We start from the raw sequence: 14,901 nt of genomic DNA on the forward strand, positions 1-14,901 counted from the left end.
CCGCCGGCCTCTCCGCTAGGCCGATTCGGGGAGCTGGTCGCCCTGCACCACCTGGATGTCCAGATCGATCTTGACCGTGGTGCCGATCGCCGCCACTCCGGCACGGACCATCGCGTTGTAGTCGATAGCGAAATCGTCACGCCGCAGCGTGGTCTCGGCATGGAAGGCGGCCCGGACCCCGCCCCAGGGGTCCGGGCCGAACCCGCCGTAGGTCAGCGCGAGATCGACCGGCCGGCGCTGTCCGTGCAGGGACAGCTCACCCGACATCACCCAGGTGTCGCCGCCGGTGCGGCTGAGCCCGTTGCCGGTGAAGGAGATCAGCGGGTAGTTCTCGACGTCGAGGAAGTCAGCGGAGCGCAGGTGGGTGTCGCGCATCTCGATACCGGTGTCGATGGCGGCGGCCTTGATCTCGGCGTAGCCGGAGGTCTGTTCGAACCGCTCGGCGATATCGAGCCGTCCGCTCACCTCCGCGAACCGCGCCTTGATACTGGAAATGCCCAGGTGACGAGCGGTGGCGATCACCGAGGAGTGCACGGGGTCGATGGTCCAGGGGCCGGCCGGCGGAAGGGCGACGGCGTCGACCACCGGGGCCAGCGCCACCTCGCCCAGGGTGCCCGAACCCGACGACGAGATCTGCACCGCCCGGGCGGCGGGCTGATATCCGGCGGCGGTGAGCACCGCGGTGTGCACACCCGGACGCAGCGGTTCGGTGGACACCGCGCCGTTCTCGTCGGATACCGCGCGGCAGATCTGCCGACCACGCATATCCGTCACGGTCAGCACCGCGTCGAGTATGGGCCAGCCGTCGGCGCCGTGGATGCGGCCGGTCAAACCGGGCATGGGCATCACCTTTTCACCACTCAGAGTTGATTAGCACAAGCAACTAGTTGCCGATGCCGAATATACCCACGTCATCTCCCCGCCGACAGGGGCGGTGGCCTTCGTCGCTCGATGACCGACAGTTCGCCGCCGATCCGGACGAAGGCCGTGGGCGTGAGCCCGAACATCGCCCGGAAAGTATCGCTGAAATGCGACGGCGAGGCGAACCTTGCCTCTGCGGCCGCCCGGGTCAGCTCGTGCCCCGGTATGTAGGCAACAGCCGATCTCCGGACGCTACAGCGGGTTCCGGAATCACCAGTGGAGGCCGGGACACGTTGGTCACCGGCGCGCGGTGACAGCCCGGGCGCGGTGACGGCCGGGACCCGGCGACAGCCCAGACGCGGTGGCGGTCGCGGCCCGGTGACAGCCCGGGCGCGGTGACAGCGGGGCTACCGCTTCGCTGCGCGCCCGGGGCGGCACCGCCGAGGGCATGAATGCGGACCTCCCGGGTAGCCGCCACTCATGAGCCCATTCAGGCGACCGGTCCGGCCGGGTCGAGGACCGCGTCACCACCCGGCCCCGGGACGGAGACGCGACGGTCCCGGGCCGCGCCGCGAAGAGCCGGTGATCCGGCGATGACGCTGCACATCGGCACCTCCGGCTGGCAATACCGGGACTGGCGCGGTGTCCTCTACCCGGAGCGGTGCCCGCAACGGCTGTGGCTGGAACACTATGCCGCGGGTTTCGCGACCGTCGAGAACAACAATGCCTTCTATCGGCTGCCCACCCGGGAGACCTTCGAGGCCTGGCGGGAGCGGACACCGGCCGACTTCGTCGTGGCGGTCAAGGCCAGCCGGTTCCTGACCCATATGAAACGCCTGCGCGATCCCGAGGAACCGGTCGCCCGGTTGCTGCGCCACGCGGGTGGGCTGGGACCGCGGCTCGGACCGGTGCTGCTGCAACTTCCCGGGACGCTGCGCGCCGACCCGGGCCTGCTCGACACCTGCCTGTGCTGTTTCCCCCGTGATATCCGGGTCGCGGTGGAGCCCCGGCACGAGTCGTGGTGGTCGCCGCGCATCCACGGTGTGCTCGAGGACCACGGCGCCGCACTCTGCTGGGCCGACGCCGGCTCGCAGCCGGTGACCCCACGCTGGCGGACCACCGACTGGGGTTACCTGCGACTGCATCGGGGCCGGGCGGCACCCGCGCCCCGCTACGGGACGCGCGCCCTGCGCACGTGGGCCGAGCGCCTCACCGGGACCTGGTCCGACGCCGAGGACGTCTTCGTCTATTTCAACAACGACCCCGGTGGCGCGGCCGTCCGGGACGCCGTCGCGTTCGCGGCGCTCGCCACGCGGGCCGGCGCCACCGTGACGCGCACACCCACCGGCGTTTCCCCCTACTCCTCGGCCTGACCGCTTGCCGGCCGACCGGTGCAGCGAGCCGTTCCCGTTTCCCGCGCGGCCCATCGGGTATCGCGCCTGCGTCCGACGCCGCCCCGCCGCGAGACCCGACTCGGCGGTGGCCATCGACGACTACAGCGTTCGGAGGAACCATGCAGATCGGCTACAAACTCGCCGCCGAGGGCTTCGGCCCCGCCGAACTGGTCCGGCAGGCCGTCCGCGCCGAAGCCGCGGGATTCGATTTCGTCGAGATCAGCGACCATTTCCACCCGTGGCTGGACAACCAGGGCCACTCCCCCTTCGCCTGGACCGTACTCGGCGCCATCGCCGCGGAGACCGACCGGATCGGACTCGCCACCGGGGTCACCTGTCCGACCGTGCGGTACCACCCCGCGATCATCGCGCAGGCGGCCGCCACGCTCGCGATCCTGTCCGAGAACCGGTTCACCCTGGGTCTGGGTTCCGGCGAGCGGCTCAATGAACACATCGTGGGTGAGGGTTTCCCGGTCGATGTCGCCGGCCGCCACCAACTGCTGCGGGAAGCGCTGGAGATCATCCGGTCGCTGTGGGAGGGCGGCTACCGCTCCTACGACGGCCAGTTCTTGAAGCTGTCCGATGCCCGCGTATTCGATCTGCCCGACGAGTTGCCGGTGATCGCGGTGGCCGCCGGTGGCAGCCACGCCGCCGAGATCGCCGGCGAACTGGGTGACGGGCTCTTCGCCACCGAACCGAAACCACACCTGGTCTCGGACTACGAGGCGGCGGGCGGCACCGGCCCCCGCTACGCCGAGGTGCCGATGGCGTGGGCGCCCGACGAGCACACCGCGGCCCGGGCGGCCTTGGATACCTCACGCTGGGCGCTCACCGGCTGGAAAGTGATGAGTGAATTGCCGAACCCGGTGAATTTCGCGGCGGCCTCGGCGACGGTCCGCGAGGAGGACATTCTGGAAAAGTTCGCCTGTGGGCCGGACGCGCAGCGCTACCTCGACGTCGCGCAGCCGTTCGTGGACGCCGGGTTCGATCATCTGGTGATGCAGAATGCCGGGCCGGACCCGGACGGGTTCATCGACTTCTACCGCGCGGAACTGGACGAACCGCTGCGCAAACTGAGTCCGCAACCGGCCTGACCGGCGCCGCGTCCCGTCTGACCGGCCGCCGCGCCGACCGGTCCCGGTGATTTCGCCGGAGCCGGATTCGATCCGCTGTGGCCGGGTACGCGGCGGCCGTGAATGGCATGAGTATCAGAGAAGTAGCGCAACGACCCGGACCGTTCGCCTCGCTGTGTCCGGCCCGCGACGACGAGGACGACGACAATCCGGCGAACGAACGCGTGGACCGGACCGAACGCCGCGACCGCGGCACCTGACCGGCTCCGTCGACACCGCGCGACGCCGATCGCGGTCGCGCGGCGCCGCCGCACACAGCCCGTAACTATCGGATCATGGGTATACGAGCCATCGTCCTACCGCTCTGCACAGTGGCGGTGCTCCTGTCTGCCTGCACGACGAGCTCGGTCGAGCCCGCCCCGACACCTTCGGTGGCTGCCGCCCGCATGGACAGAGTGCGCGGCGACCTCGACGCGGTGGTCCGCTCGGGTGCTGTCGGGGCCATTGCCACAATCACCGAGAACGACGCGACCGTCGTCGCCACCGCCGGCCTCTCCGATATCGCCGCCGGGACCCCGATCCCTACCGATCGTCCCCAGCATGTCCGGGTCGGTAGCGTCACCAAGGCTTTCACCGCCGCGATTGTGCTGCAACTGGTCGCCGAACACAGGATCGACCTCGACCGGTCGATCGACGCGTATCTGCCCGGTCTGCTCATCGGGGCCGGGATGGAGGAGTACGCCCCCACCGTCCGCCAGATCCTGGGCCATCGAAGCGGACTGCCCGAACTGCCCGGAACTCCGGAGACGAACGAGTACGAGGCGGCACAGGACGGCCACACCTACACCCCCGCCCAGGAGATCGCAGCCGCCCTGCGGCAACCCGCGCAGTTCGCCCCCGGCACTCGATTCAAATACACCAATACCAACTACATCGTCGCCGGCCTGCTGATCGAGGTGGTGACCGGACACCGCTACACCGACGAACTGCGCGACCGTATTCTCACTCCGCTGGCACTGTGGGACACCTACCTGCCGGCCACCGGAGAAACCGGTCTGCGCGACCCGCATCCGACCGGCTACGCCACCGTCGACGGCACCGTTACCGACGTGACGCGGGTGGAGCCGTCGCTGCCGTGGGCGGCCGGCGCGCTGATCAGCACCGGCGCCGATCTGAACCGGTTCTTCCTCGCGCTGCTGTCCGGTCGGGTGGTGCCGCAGGACCGACTGCCGCAGATGCTCGACGGGAGCGATATGGGCCGCGGTGACGGCATGTCCTACGGGCTCGGCATTGCGTACACCCAGCTGCCGTGCGGCCTGCAATATGCCGGCCACCTCGGTAGCATCTACGGCTTTTCTGCCATCTCCGGCGCCGCCGCCCCGGGGCTCGCGGTCACCTTCTCCTTTACCGGTACACCCTCCACCGTGGATATCCGCGATGTGCTCACCCACGCACTGTGTAGGTGAACAACCCGGCCTGTCCGTCCACCCCGGCCGGCCGCCCGCAAGGGGCGGCCGGTTCGTCTGCGTCTCGGGCCCGGCACACCGGCAACCCCGCGCGCCTCGCCCGGCCGTCCCGACAGCGGCCGGGCGAGGCCGTCAGGACGGCATCTCGGTGGCCCGCGCGGTGTCGATCACGCCGAAGGTTTCGCCCTGCGGCGCGGTGAGCACGCCCATCCGCCCGAAGGGGCTGTCGTCGGGGCCCATCAGCAAGGTCGCGCCCAGGCCGGTCGCCGAGGCGAGGATCGCGTCGGTGTCCTCGACCTGAAACCAGCTCAGCCAGTACGACGGCCCGGCGCCCGGGTTCTTGGTGGAATCGTTCAGACCGCCGACCGGTTCCCCGTCGGGGGCAAGGGCGAAGGTCGCGTAGTCGACGTTCACCCCGTCACCGATCTCGGTGAACGTCCAGCCGAACACCTGGGCGTAGAACTCCTGCGCGCGCTGATAGCCGTCGGTGTGCAGTTCGTTCCAGCAGTAGGCGCCCGGCTCGTTGTAGACCGCCGCGCCGAAATGCTGCTTCGCCTGCCACGCCGCGAACGCCGCCCCGGTGGGATCGGTGGCCACCAACATCCGCCCCACATCCAGCACATCGAACGGTGCCATGACCACGGTGCCGCCGGCCGCCACGATCGCGGCGGACGTGTCGTCGGCATTGTCGGTGGCGATATAGGTGGTCCATGCCGACGGCATCGGTTGCCCGGGCGGTGTGGGGCCGATTCCGGCGACCGGGCGACCGTGGCGCAGCGCCATCAGGTAGCCGCCGGCTTCCGGCGCGCTGTCGGCGATCTCCCAGCCGAACAGGTCGCGGTAGAACTCACGGGCGCGGTTCGTATCGTCGACCTGGCAGTCGGTCCAGCACGGGGTGCCGGCCGGCCAGGGAGTTTCACGTATCGGCATTGCGTGTCCTCCGTGTTCCGTTTCGGGTTCGCACGAGTCGAGCGATAACAGGCGGAGAGGCCCGGGATGGGACAGACCCGGATGAGACAGACGCCGCACGGCCCGCGTGGTCGCGCCGCGGTCCGTGGCGAGCCAACCGTATCCACCGGGCGGCAGGCGGGCAACAACCGCGCAGCGCACGCGGCTCCCACGGCACGCCGGTTGCCTATATCGTGAGTATGTGCTCATAATGTGAATCCGCTGTGGCCTGCGTCACGAGAGGCCTTCCGTGCCGCCAGCGCGGGAGCAACGCCCGGCCCGGTGCGACTCGATGGGATATGCACATGTCAGACCTTGCCACGATGGTCAACACGGGCGCCGCGGTCCTCGCGGTGGTCGTGCTGATCATCCGATTCAAAATCAACCCGGCGGTAGCGCTGGTCCTCGGTTCGGCCTATCTCGGGCTCACCGCGGGTCTGGGTACCGAGAAGACCGTAGACACTATCGCCACCGGCTTCGGCGACATCATGGCCGAGGTCGGATTGCTGATCGCCTTCGGCGTGCTGACCGGCGTGATGCTGCAGGAGACCGGGGCCATCGAACGCCTCGTGCGCGCCTTGATCCGGGTCTTCGGTGTCAACCGGATGCCGTACGCGCTCTCGCTCACCGTCGCCACCGCGCTGCAGTCCATCTACCTCGACGTACTACTCGTCATCTCGGCACCGCTGGCTCGGACCGCCGCCGCCAAGATGGACAAGAAGGGCACCGCCCGGATGGCCACGGCGCTGGCGATCGGCGGCGAATGCGGCATCGTGCTCATGGTGCCCGGCGTCGGCGCGCTGGCCCTGGCCGGCCTGCTCGGTGTGCCGCTCGGCAAGATGCTGCTGTTCGGCCTGTTGCTCGTGATCCCCACGGTCACCATCGCGGTTGCTGTCATGTCGTTCCTCTTCGACCGCGGCTGGTGGAACTCCGAACGCGACGAACAGCCCTACCCCGCCGATCAGCCTGCCGGTGACGCGCAACTCCACGCCGGCGACAGGCAGCCCGGTGCCGGCGACGCGGAACTCCAGGACGGCGACGAACAGCCCACTGCCGGCGACGGGGCATCCGGTGCTGCCGGCAAGCCGGCCGGTTCCGGTGGGGTGGCCGTCGCGGCGCCCGCACGGACCCGGCCCGACACCCCGCTTCCGTTGCTGATGGCACCGCTGATCACCGCTCTGCTGCTCATCGCCGTCGGCGCCGTCCTGGATGTCGCCGAGATCCACAACCCGGTGATCGAATTCCTCGCCACTCCGGTCATCGCCCTGCTGATCGGACTCGTCGGCACCAGCATCGTGGGCCGGCGCAGCGTCGGCATCGACCGCATCCAGCGCTGTCTCACCACCGGCTTCCAGGAGAGCGGGCAGATCCTCGTCCTGACCGGGGTCGGCGGATCGCTGGCCGCCACCATCACGGCCACCGGCGTCGGCGATATCCTCGGCGACTACTTCACCGCGAGCACCGCGGCGCCACTGCTGATGGTGTGGGCGATCGCGGCGGTACTGCATATCGCGGTCGGTTCGGTGACCCTCTCGGCGATCACCGCGGCGGGCATCCTCGCGCCGGTGGCCCCGGCGCTCGGGATCGATCCCGTGCTGATCGCGCTGGCCGCCGGCGCCGGATCGCTGTTCGCCGTGCACGTCACGAGCAATACCTTCTGGCTGCTGCAATCGCTGATGGGGCAGACCACTCGCGGCACGCTGAAAACGTGCTCGGTGGGCGTATCCATCGCCTCGGTGGTGGCGATTGTGCTCATCATGCCGCTGAGCCTGGCCCTGTAGAACTCGGAAACGATAGGAAAGATATGCGCAACGAGCCCGTCCGGCCGCTCGCCGGTATCCGGGTCCTGGAACTCGGCAACTACATCGCCGCCCCGACCGCCGGCCGGATGCTCGCCGATTTCGGCGCCGAGGTGATCAAAGTCGAACGTCCGGTGACCGGTGACGAACTGCGCCGCTGGCGCCTCTACAGCGGTGAGACCTCCATGCTGTACCGCACGGTGAACCGCAACAAGAAGTCCATCGTGGTGGACCTGAAGACCGAGGCGGGCCGCGCCCTCATCCTGGATCTGGTCCGCGAATGCGATGTACTGCTGGAGAACTTCCGGCCCGGGACGCTGGAGAAATGGGGGCTCGGCCCCGATGCACTGCACGAAGCCAATCCGGCTGTGGTGATCACCCGGATCTCCGCGTACGGGCAGACCGGCCCGCAGGCCGCCCGGCCCGGTTTCGCGGCGGTGGCCGAAGCGGTCGGCGGGCTGCGCGAGCTCATCGGCGATCCGGACCGGCCGCCGGTGCGTACCGGTGTGTCCATCGGCGATTCCATTGCCGGTATCTACGCCGCGTTCGGCACCGTGATGGCCCTGTTCCAGCGGGCCCGCAGCGATACCCCGATCCCGTTGCCGGAACGGATCATCGATGTGGCGCTCAACGAGTCGATCCTGTCGGTGATGGAGTCCCTGGTCCCCGACTATCTCGCCTACGGCGTGCGACGCGAACGTGTCGGCGGCCGGATGGAGGGCATCGCCCCCAGTAACGCCTACCCGTGCAGCGACGGCACCAGCATCATCGTCGCGGGCAACGGCGACGCCATCTTCGCGCGCTATATGGAGACCATCGGCCGCCCGGACCTCGGCGCCGACCCGGAACTGCGCGACAACGCCGGACGCTGGGCCCGCCGCGACGAACTGGATGCCGCGATCGCCGACTGGACGAGCCGGCACACCCGCGCGGAGGCGCTGCGGCTCCTCGACGCGGCCGGCGTACCGTCCGGCCCGATCTACACCGCGGCCGATATCTGCGCCGACGAGCAGTACGCCGCCCGGAACATGATCCAGCGGTTCGAGGTGGACACGGGCGCGGACGAACCCGCCACGGTGGGCTTCCCCGGCATCGTCCCGGTGATCGGCGGGGCCTCGCTACCGATCCGTACAATCGGCCCCGACCTGGGTGAACACACACGCGAAGTACTCGCCACGGTACTGCGCCTCACCGACGACGAGATCGACGCCGTCACAGGCGCTTCGGAAACAGGGGTTACGGCATGACCTTCAGCTACACACCGGCGGCGCAGCTGCGCGACGTGACGCTGCGCGACGGGCTGCAGCTCACCGGCAAACCGCTGGAGACCGAACGGAAGGTGGCGCTGGTCCGCGACCTGCTCGCGCTCGGTATCCCCGAGCTCGAGATCGGCTCCATGGCCCGCCCGGACCTGGTGCCGCCGCTGGCCGATTCACTCGAGGTGATCGCGGCGCTGACGCCCGAGGAACTCGCGAAATGCTGGGTGTGGGTGGCCACGCCACGGCATATCGAGAAGGCGGCCGCGGCGGGTGCGCGTAATTTCCAGTACTGCCTGTCGGCATCGGACTCGCACAACAAGGCCAATATCGGGCGCACCACCGAGGACAGCGTCGCCGCCATGCCCGCGGCGATCGAGCTGACCCGCGACTGCGGGGGCACCATCCAGCTGTGTATCGCGACCGCGTTCACCTGCCCCTTCGAAGGTCTCGTCGATCCGGCCCGGGTGCTGGGTATCGCCGCGGATCCGCGGACCGGCGGCGCCGCCGATATCGTCCTCGCCGACACGCTGGGCCAGGCTGTCCCGGCCCAGGTGCGACAGCTCGTCGAGGGCGTCCGCGCGCACACCCCGCCGCGCCGCATCGTCTACCACGGTCACGACACCTGGGGCCTGGGTGTCGCGAACACGCTGGCGGCCATCGACGCGGGCGCCACGCTGGTAGATGGGTCGCTGGGTGGATTGGGTGGCTGCCCGTTCGCCCCGGGCGCGAGCGGTAACACCGCGACCGAGGACCTGCTGTTCGCCACCCGCCCCGACTGGCTCACTCCCGCCGTGCTGGCGACCGTGGTCGAGACCGGGGAGTCGCTGCTCGCCGACCTGGGCGAGCCCAACCGGTCCAAGACCGCGCAGGGTGCCCGCTCGAAGGCCCGGGCCTTCGACTGGGTGATCGGCGGACAGTCGTGAGGGCCGCGGATTTCCTCGTCACCACCCCCCTGCCCGATCCCGGGATGCGGCTACTCGAAGCCGCCGGATCGGTGACAGTGGCCGAGACCCGGATGAGCCGTGCGCAATTGGCCGACGCCTGCGCGTCCGGGGACTACCGGGTGGTGGTCGCGCAGTTGCGCGACGAATTCGACGCCGAACTGCTGGATCGGGCGAAGATCACCGGGATCAGCAATTTCGCGGTGGGATACAACAATATCGATATCGCGGCGGCCACCGCGAACTCCATCGTCGTGGGCAACACCCCCGGCGTCCTGACCGACGCGACGGCCGATATCGCTCTGCTGCTGATCCTGGCGGTCGCGCGCCGGTGCGTGGAGGCCGATACCTTCGTCCGGTCCGGCGAGTTCCACGGCTGGGAACCGGAACTGCTGCTGGGCCACGATGTCAGCGGCCGGACCCTGGGCCTGGCCGGTTTCGGCCGGATCGCCCGCGCCACCGCGCGGCGCGCGCTCGCTTTCGGAATGACCGTGGCGTTCTCCCCACGCCCGCCCGGCGACCGGGTGGTGAGCGAGGACGAGCTCGGCGAATTCGCCGGACGAGTACAGCAGCTGCCGTGGCCGGAACTGGTCGCCACCAGCGATTATCTCTCGTTGCATGTACCGCTGAACGCCGAGACCCGCCATCTCGTGGACGAATCCGTGCTCCGGTCGATGAAACGGTCGGCGATTCTGATCAATACCGCGCGCGGGCCGATCGTCGACGAGCAGGCGCTGGTCACGGCCTTGCGCGACGGGACCATCGCGGGCGCGGGATTGGATGTGTACGAGGACGAACCGCGACTGGCGCCGGGCCTGGCCGAACTGCCCAATACCGTGCTGCTGCCGCATGTCGGGAGCGCCACGGTCCCGGTACGCGCCGAGATGGCCCGCCGCTGCGCGGAGAACGCCGTCGCCATGCTCCGCGCCGAACTGCCGCCGTACCCGGTCAACCCGGAGGCGCGGGCGCACTGACCGCGGCGGGCCCGGGGTCGGCGGCCGGAATACGACCGCCGAGGGTGCGGGTGACCTGTTCGGCGTAGCCGACGAGCAGGTCCACCCACGCTTCGCACTGCGTCAGCGGCATCCGCAGGGTGGGGCCGCTGATCGTCAACGCCGCCACCACCCTTCCGGCCGCGTCGAATATCGGCGCGGACAGCCCCGATGCCGAATCCTCCCGCTCTCCGGCGCTGATCGCGTAGCCGTCGGCCTTCGCCCGGGAGATGAGCGACCGCAGTTCCGGTGGGCTGGTGACGGTGCCCTCGGTCAGCGGTTCCAGTGGTGCCGCCAATACCCGCTCGGCGAGCTCGGGATCCCAGGCCAGCAGGATCCGGCCCGCCGACCCGGCGTAGAGCGGAATGATTTTGCCTACGTACATGTCCCGGCGCAGCGCGTGCCGGGTTTCGGCGATGGCCACGCACACCCGGAAACCGTGTTCGGCGCGGAAGACACAGGCGGTCTCCCCCGTCTCGTCCCGGATTTCGCGCAGTACCGGGTCGACGATCGCCAGCAGGTCCAGTCCCTTGACCGCCGTCGCCGCCCAATAGCTCATCCGCAGCCCGACCCGGATCCGGTCCCCCGCCCGGTCCAGCAGGCCCTGCGCCACCATATTGGTGACCAGCCGCTGCACCGTGGAGGTCGGCAACCCGGTGGCCTGCTGGATCTCGCCCAGCGTCAACGACGGCCGGGCCAGGGAGAAGGCATCGAGGATCTCGGTGATCTTCCCCAATACCAGCAGCGGCTGGTGGTTCGCGGCCGCACCGCCGTCTTGCCTCGACATATCGCCGAATCTACGCGGTGTCCGGCCCGACCCGGCCGTAGGCCACCGCGACCTTGCCGCCCGGACCGCGGTGGCCGCCGGCGGCGCGGACCACGTCGGGTACATACCGGGTCCAGGGTCGCTCAGATCTTCGCGAGCTCGGGTTCGGGATGCTGGGTGCCGCCGGTTGCGCCGGGTGCGCCGGACCGGTTGGGCAGCAGGATCGCCGTCACGATCACCACCAGCGACAGCGCCGCCGACACTACGAAGGCCAACCGCATCCCGTCCAGTTGCGCGGTCAGCGTATCGATACCCGTGGCCTGCAGCGCACTGGTGCGACTCGCCATCACGGTGACCACCAGCGCCGTCCCCAGCGCGGCGGCGACCTGCTGCAGGGTGCCCAGCATGGAGCTGCCGTGCGAGTAGAGGTCCTCCGGCAGGGCCCCGAGCGCGAGGGTGAACACGGGAGTGAAGGCCGCGGCGAGTGACAGCATGAGCAGGATGTGCAGGGCCAGCAGCTGCCAGTACGGCATGGTGACCGAGATCTGGGTGAAACCGGCCAGCGCGGCGGTGATCCCGATTGCCCCCGGGATCACCAGGACGCGGCCGCCGAACCGGTCGAACAGGCGGCCGATCACCGGGCCGAGCACACCCATGGCCAGACCGCCGGGCATGACCAGCAGCCCGGTCTCCAATGGCGACAGACCACGCAGGTTCTGCAGATACAACGGCAGCAGCATCATCGAGCCGAGCATGGCCAGGAACGCGACCGCCATCAGGACCAGGCCCAGGCTGTAGGTGCGCGAGCGCAGGATCCGCAGATCCAGGAGCGGGGTGCCGTGCCGCTGCAACCACAGCTGCCGGGCGACGAACAGGCCGATCAGGACGGCGCCGGCGAGGGTGATGAGGACCGGGGTGGCGACCGTGCCCGCTTCGAACCGGCTCAATCCGTACACCAGGCTGCCGAAACCGAGCGCGGCGGAGACGACGCTGAACCAGTCGAGCGAACCGGTCTCCGGTTCTCCGATGTTCTCCAGCCGTCGCAACCCGAACCAGGTGACCGCGCCCGCGATCGGCAGCACCAGCACGAACAGCCAGCGCCATGAGGCGATCTGCAGAACCAGACCGGAGATGACCGGTCCCATGGCCGGAGCCACCGAAATGGCCAGGGTGACATTGCCCATGACCCGGCCGCGGTCGCGTTCGGGCACCACGGTCATCAGGGTCGTCATCAGCAGCGGCATCATCACCGCGGTACCACCGGCCTGGACGATTCGCCCGGCGAGCAGTACCGCGAACGAGGGCGCCACCGCCGACAGCGCCGTCCCGGCGAGGAAGATACCCATGGCCAGCGCGTAGGCGCGCCGCGTGGTGACCCGCTGCAGGAACCAGCCGGTGACCGGGATGACGGCTGCCATGGTGAGCATGAAGGAGGTCGACACCCACTGCGCGGCCCGCTCGGTGACTTCGAGGTCGTGCATCAGGCGCGGGATCGCGTTGATCATGATGGTCTCGTTCAGGATCACCACGAAGGTCGCGATCACCAGCAACCGAACGACGGCCGGGGTGCCTCCTCCGGTCCGGCGATCGGATAACAGGGCGGGCATCGGCTACCTCCGGAGGTCGTGAGTGATCTGGCGTGAACGGAGCGGGGTCGTCGATGACCGTTGCCCGGCGTACGTCAGAACAGACGAGTGAGCGGCGCTCGGCTCATCGGTGACGCGCCAGTGTTTCTTACGGCTGCGCAGAGATCAATCGCTTTTCGGGCGGCTGTATTCCCGGTCAGCGCCCGATCGCCCAGGTCGCGACGGCCCCCGCCCGCGACCACTGCACGCGCCGATATGAGTGAGGTCACCTGAGCCCGCGGGACACATCGGAGAACGGGCGACCGGAAGGTCAGCAGAGCCCCAGGTGCTCGGCCGCGATCTCGAGGTCCTTGTCGCCGCGCCCGGACAGACACAGCAGGATCACCGACCCGGCGGCCAGTTCACCGCGCTCGGCCAGCTCGAGCAGGCAGCCCACCGCGTGCGCGGATTCCAGGGCGGGGATGATGCCCTCGCTGTGCGCGAGGACCTCCATCCCGCGCAGCGCGAGTGCATCGGTGACCGGGACTGCGGTCAGGCGGCCGCTGTCCTCGAGATGGCTGAGTTCCGGGCCCACACCCGGATAGTCCAGACCCGCGGCCACACTGTGCGTCCCGGCGATCTGACCGTCGTCGTCCTGCAGCAGGTAGCTGAAAGTGCCGTCGATCTCGCCGGGACTGCCGGCGCTCAGCGAAGCCGCGTGCGCGCCGGTCTCCATTCCGCGCCCGGCGGCCTCCGCACCGAACAACCGCACCCCCGGATCGGCCACGAAGGCACGGAACGCGCCGAGGGCATTGCTGCCGCCGCCGACACAGGCGATGACGTAGTCGGGTAATCGGCCCTCGGCGGTCAATATCTGGGACCGCGCCTCCGCCCCGATGGGGTGCTGGAAATCCCGCACGATCCGCGGATAGGGAGTGGGCCCGGCCGCACTGCCCAGCAGGTAGTGGGTGGTGTCCACCTGCGAAACCCAGTCGCGGACCGATTCGGTGATCGCCTCCTTGATCCGCCGGTTCCCGGTTTCCACCGCCCGCACCTCGGCGCCGAGCAGTCGCATCCGGATCACATTCGCCCGCTGCCGTTCCATATCGACGGCGCCCATATAGATGGTGCAGCTCAAACCGAGCATCGCGCCCACGGTCGCGACGGCCACTCCGTGTTGTCCCGCACCGGTTTCGGCAACGATGCGGCGTTTGCCCATGCGCTGGGCCAGCAACCCCTGCCCGAGCGCGTTGTTGATCTTGTGTGACCCGGTGTGGGCCATATCCTCCCGCTTGAGATAGACCGTCGGCGCCGGGGTACCCAGCCGCGCCGCGAACTGCGGTACCCGGTGCAGCAGGGTGGGCCGGCCGACCCGGCTGCGCAGCAGGCCGGTCAGTTCCCGGACGAACGCCGGATCGGCGCGGGCCGCGTCGTATGCGCGCTCCAGGTCGAGCAGGGCGGCCATGAGACCCTCGGGGACATATCTGCCGCCGAATCGGCCGAATCGGCCGCGCTCATCCGGGAAATCCCCGGGCCGTAAAGCATTTCGCGCGACCTCGTGATCGACGACCATCCAGCACTCACATTCCCTGTTCGCGACTCCGCCGCGAGAATTCTGCACGCCCGGCGCAAGCGCCGGGTCACCTCTCGGCAACGGAGTAGTTAACAGTACTAAAGGGTTGGATTCTCGCCGCGTCGTCGCGTAACGCGCAATCGGAGCCTTCCCCCCCACGAGAACTGATCTCTATTGTAGGATTGTCGACAATCCGGCCAGGCTCGACCGGCCGCCGTCAGGGAGGAGCGTCCCACCGTGCTCACGGAAGCAACACTCACCGCC

At 69.3% G+C, this 14,901-nt stretch carries 14 protein-coding genes; 8 read left to right on the forward strand and 6 right to left on the reverse strand.

All coding sequences use genetic code 11. From position 1 onward, the window contains the following. Positions 1–15: 15 nt before the first annotated feature. Positions 16–840 (reverse strand): YceI family protein, encoded by an 825-nt coding sequence (locus AB0H42_RS17355; protein WP_357056668.1) that lies wholly within the window; start codon positions 838–840, stop codon positions 16–18. A 71-nt stretch (positions 841–911) separates the two neighbouring features. Then, positions 912–1,217: a helix-turn-helix domain-containing protein gene (locus tag AB0H42_RS17360; RefSeq protein WP_357056990.1), complete on the reverse strand. Its 306-nt coding sequence runs from the start codon at positions 1,215–1,217 to the stop codon at positions 912–914. A gap of 237 nt (positions 1,218–1,454) precedes the next feature. Between AB0H42_RS17360 and AB0H42_RS17365 the strand changes: the two genes are divergently transcribed. The 4 genes from AB0H42_RS17365 (at position 1,455) to AB0H42_RS17380 (ending at position 4,794) form a co-directional block, all read left to right on the forward strand. Continuing rightward, entirely contained in the window at positions 1,455–2,234 is a 780-nt protein-coding gene (locus tag AB0H42_RS17365; protein ID WP_357056671.1) for a DUF72 domain-containing protein, read from the forward strand. A gap of 140 nt (positions 2,235–2,374) precedes the next feature. Then, positions 2,375–3,349, forward strand: coding sequence for a TIGR03557 family F420-dependent LLM class oxidoreductase (locus AB0H42_RS17370; RefSeq protein WP_357056674.1), 975 nt, complete (start codon positions 2,375–2,377; stop codon positions 3,347–3,349). Between the two features lie 107 nt (positions 3,350–3,456). Beyond that, positions 3,457–3,588 (forward strand): hypothetical protein, encoded by a 132-nt coding sequence (locus tag AB0H42_RS17375; RefSeq protein ID WP_357056677.1) that lies wholly within the window; start codon positions 3,457–3,459, stop codon positions 3,586–3,588. 75 nt (positions 3,589–3,663) lie between these two features. Continuing rightward, positions 3,664–4,794, forward strand: coding sequence for a serine hydrolase domain-containing protein (locus AB0H42_RS17380; RefSeq protein WP_357056680.1), 1,131 nt, complete (start codon positions 3,664–3,666; stop codon positions 4,792–4,794). Between the two features lie 132 nt (positions 4,795–4,926). On the opposite strand, the gene AB0H42_RS17385 is transcribed toward AB0H42_RS17380, so the two are convergent. Then, positions 4,927–5,724 (reverse strand): VOC family protein, encoded by a 798-nt coding sequence (locus AB0H42_RS17385; RefSeq protein WP_357056683.1) that lies wholly within the window; start codon positions 5,722–5,724, stop codon positions 4,927–4,929. 323 nt (positions 5,725–6,047) lie between these two features. On the opposite strand from AB0H42_RS17385, the gene AB0H42_RS17390 reads away from it, so the two are divergent. The 4 genes from AB0H42_RS17390 to AB0H42_RS17405 are packed head-to-tail and all read left to right on the forward strand — an operon-like array spanning position 6,048 to position 10,715. Beyond that, complete coding sequence (locus AB0H42_RS17390) at positions 6,048–7,523, forward strand: SLC13 family permease (protein ID WP_357056686.1); 1,476 nt, start codon at positions 6,048–6,050, stop codon at positions 7,521–7,523. A gap of 23 nt (positions 7,524–7,546) precedes the next feature. Then, positions 7,547–8,788: a CoA transferase gene (locus tag AB0H42_RS17395; RefSeq protein ID WP_357056689.1), complete on the forward strand. Its 1,242-nt coding sequence runs from the start codon at positions 7,547–7,549 to the stop codon at positions 8,786–8,788. Continuing rightward, positions 8,785–9,723, forward strand: coding sequence for a hydroxymethylglutaryl-CoA lyase (locus tag AB0H42_RS17400; RefSeq protein ID WP_357056692.1), 939 nt, complete (start codon positions 8,785–8,787; stop codon positions 9,721–9,723). Before AB0H42_RS17395 ends, AB0H42_RS17400 begins: the two co-directional genes overlap by 4 nt. Next, on the forward strand, positions 9,720–10,715 hold the full coding sequence (locus tag AB0H42_RS17405) for a D-glycerate dehydrogenase (RefSeq protein ID WP_357056695.1): 996 nt from the start codon (positions 9,720–9,722) through the stop codon (positions 10,713–10,715). Before AB0H42_RS17400 ends, AB0H42_RS17405 begins: the two co-directional genes overlap by 4 nt. Here AB0H42_RS17405 and AB0H42_RS17410 read toward each other — a convergent pair. The 3 genes from AB0H42_RS17410 to trpB all read right to left on the reverse strand — a co-directional run bounded on the left by AB0H42_RS17410 (position 10,690) and on the right by trpB (position 14,637). Continuing rightward, complete coding sequence (locus AB0H42_RS17410) at positions 10,690–11,520, reverse strand: IclR family transcriptional regulator (RefSeq protein ID WP_357056698.1); 831 nt, start codon at positions 11,518–11,520, stop codon at positions 10,690–10,692. The two genes, AB0H42_RS17405 and AB0H42_RS17410, sit on opposite strands and share 26 nt — an antisense overlap. Before the next feature lie 122 nt (positions 11,521–11,642). After that, positions 11,643–13,106, reverse strand: coding sequence for an MDR family MFS transporter (locus tag AB0H42_RS17415; protein WP_357056701.1), 1,464 nt, complete (start codon positions 13,104–13,106; stop codon positions 11,643–11,645). A gap of 289 nt (positions 13,107–13,395) precedes the next feature. Next, positions 13,396–14,637: a tryptophan synthase subunit beta gene (trpB, locus tag AB0H42_RS17420; protein ID WP_357056704.1), complete on the reverse strand. Its 1,242-nt coding sequence runs from the start codon at positions 14,635–14,637 to the stop codon at positions 13,396–13,398. Between the last annotated feature and the right edge of the window lie 264 nt (positions 14,638–14,901).

The sequence above is a fragment of the Nocardia sp. NPDC050799 genome (assembly GCF_040654015.1).
Classification (GTDB): Bacteria; Actinomycetota; Actinomycetes; order Mycobacteriales; family Mycobacteriaceae; genus Nocardia.

Bases quoted from the DNA above. Each gene is read 5' to 3' on its own strand.
- AB0H42_RS17355 (WP_357056668.1), bottom strand. From the start codon at position 840: ATGCCCGGTTTGACCGGCCGCATCCACGGCGCCGACGGCTGGCCCATA.
- AB0H42_RS17365 (WP_357056671.1), top strand. From the start codon at position 1,455: ATGACGCTGCACATCGGCACCTCCGGCTGGCAATACCGGGACTGGCGC.
- AB0H42_RS17370 (WP_357056674.1), top strand. From the start codon at position 2,375: ATGCAGATCGGCTACAAACTCGCCGCCGAGGGCTTCGGCCCCGCCGAA.
- AB0H42_RS17375 (WP_357056677.1), top strand. From the start codon at position 3,457: ATGAGTATCAGAGAAGTAGCGCAACGACCCGGACCGTTCGCCTCGCTG.
- AB0H42_RS17380 (WP_357056680.1), top strand. From the start codon at position 3,664: ATGGGTATACGAGCCATCGTCCTACCGCTCTGCACAGTGGCGGTGCTC.
- AB0H42_RS17385 (WP_357056683.1), bottom strand. From the start codon at position 5,724: ATGCCGATACGTGAAACTCCCTGGCCGGCCGGCACCCCGTGCTGGACC.
- AB0H42_RS17390 (WP_357056686.1), top strand. From the start codon at position 6,048: ATGTCAGACCTTGCCACGATGGTCAACACGGGCGCCGCGGTCCTCGCG.
- AB0H42_RS17395 (WP_357056689.1), top strand. From the start codon at position 7,547: ATGCGCAACGAGCCCGTCCGGCCGCTCGCCGGTATCCGGGTCCTGGAA.
- AB0H42_RS17400 (WP_357056692.1), top strand. From the start codon at position 8,785: ATGACCTTCAGCTACACACCGGCGGCGCAGCTGCGCGACGTGACGCTG.
- AB0H42_RS17410 (WP_357056698.1), bottom strand. From the start codon at position 11,520: ATGTCGAGGCAAGACGGCGGTGCGGCCGCGAACCACCAGCCGCTGCTG.
- AB0H42_RS17415 (WP_357056701.1), bottom strand. From the start codon at position 13,106: ATGCCCGCCCTGTTATCCGATCGCCGGACCGGAGGAGGCACCCCGGCC.
- trpB (WP_357056704.1), bottom strand. From the start codon at position 14,637: ATGGTCGTCGATCACGAGGTCGCGCGAAATGCTTTACGGCCCGGGGAT.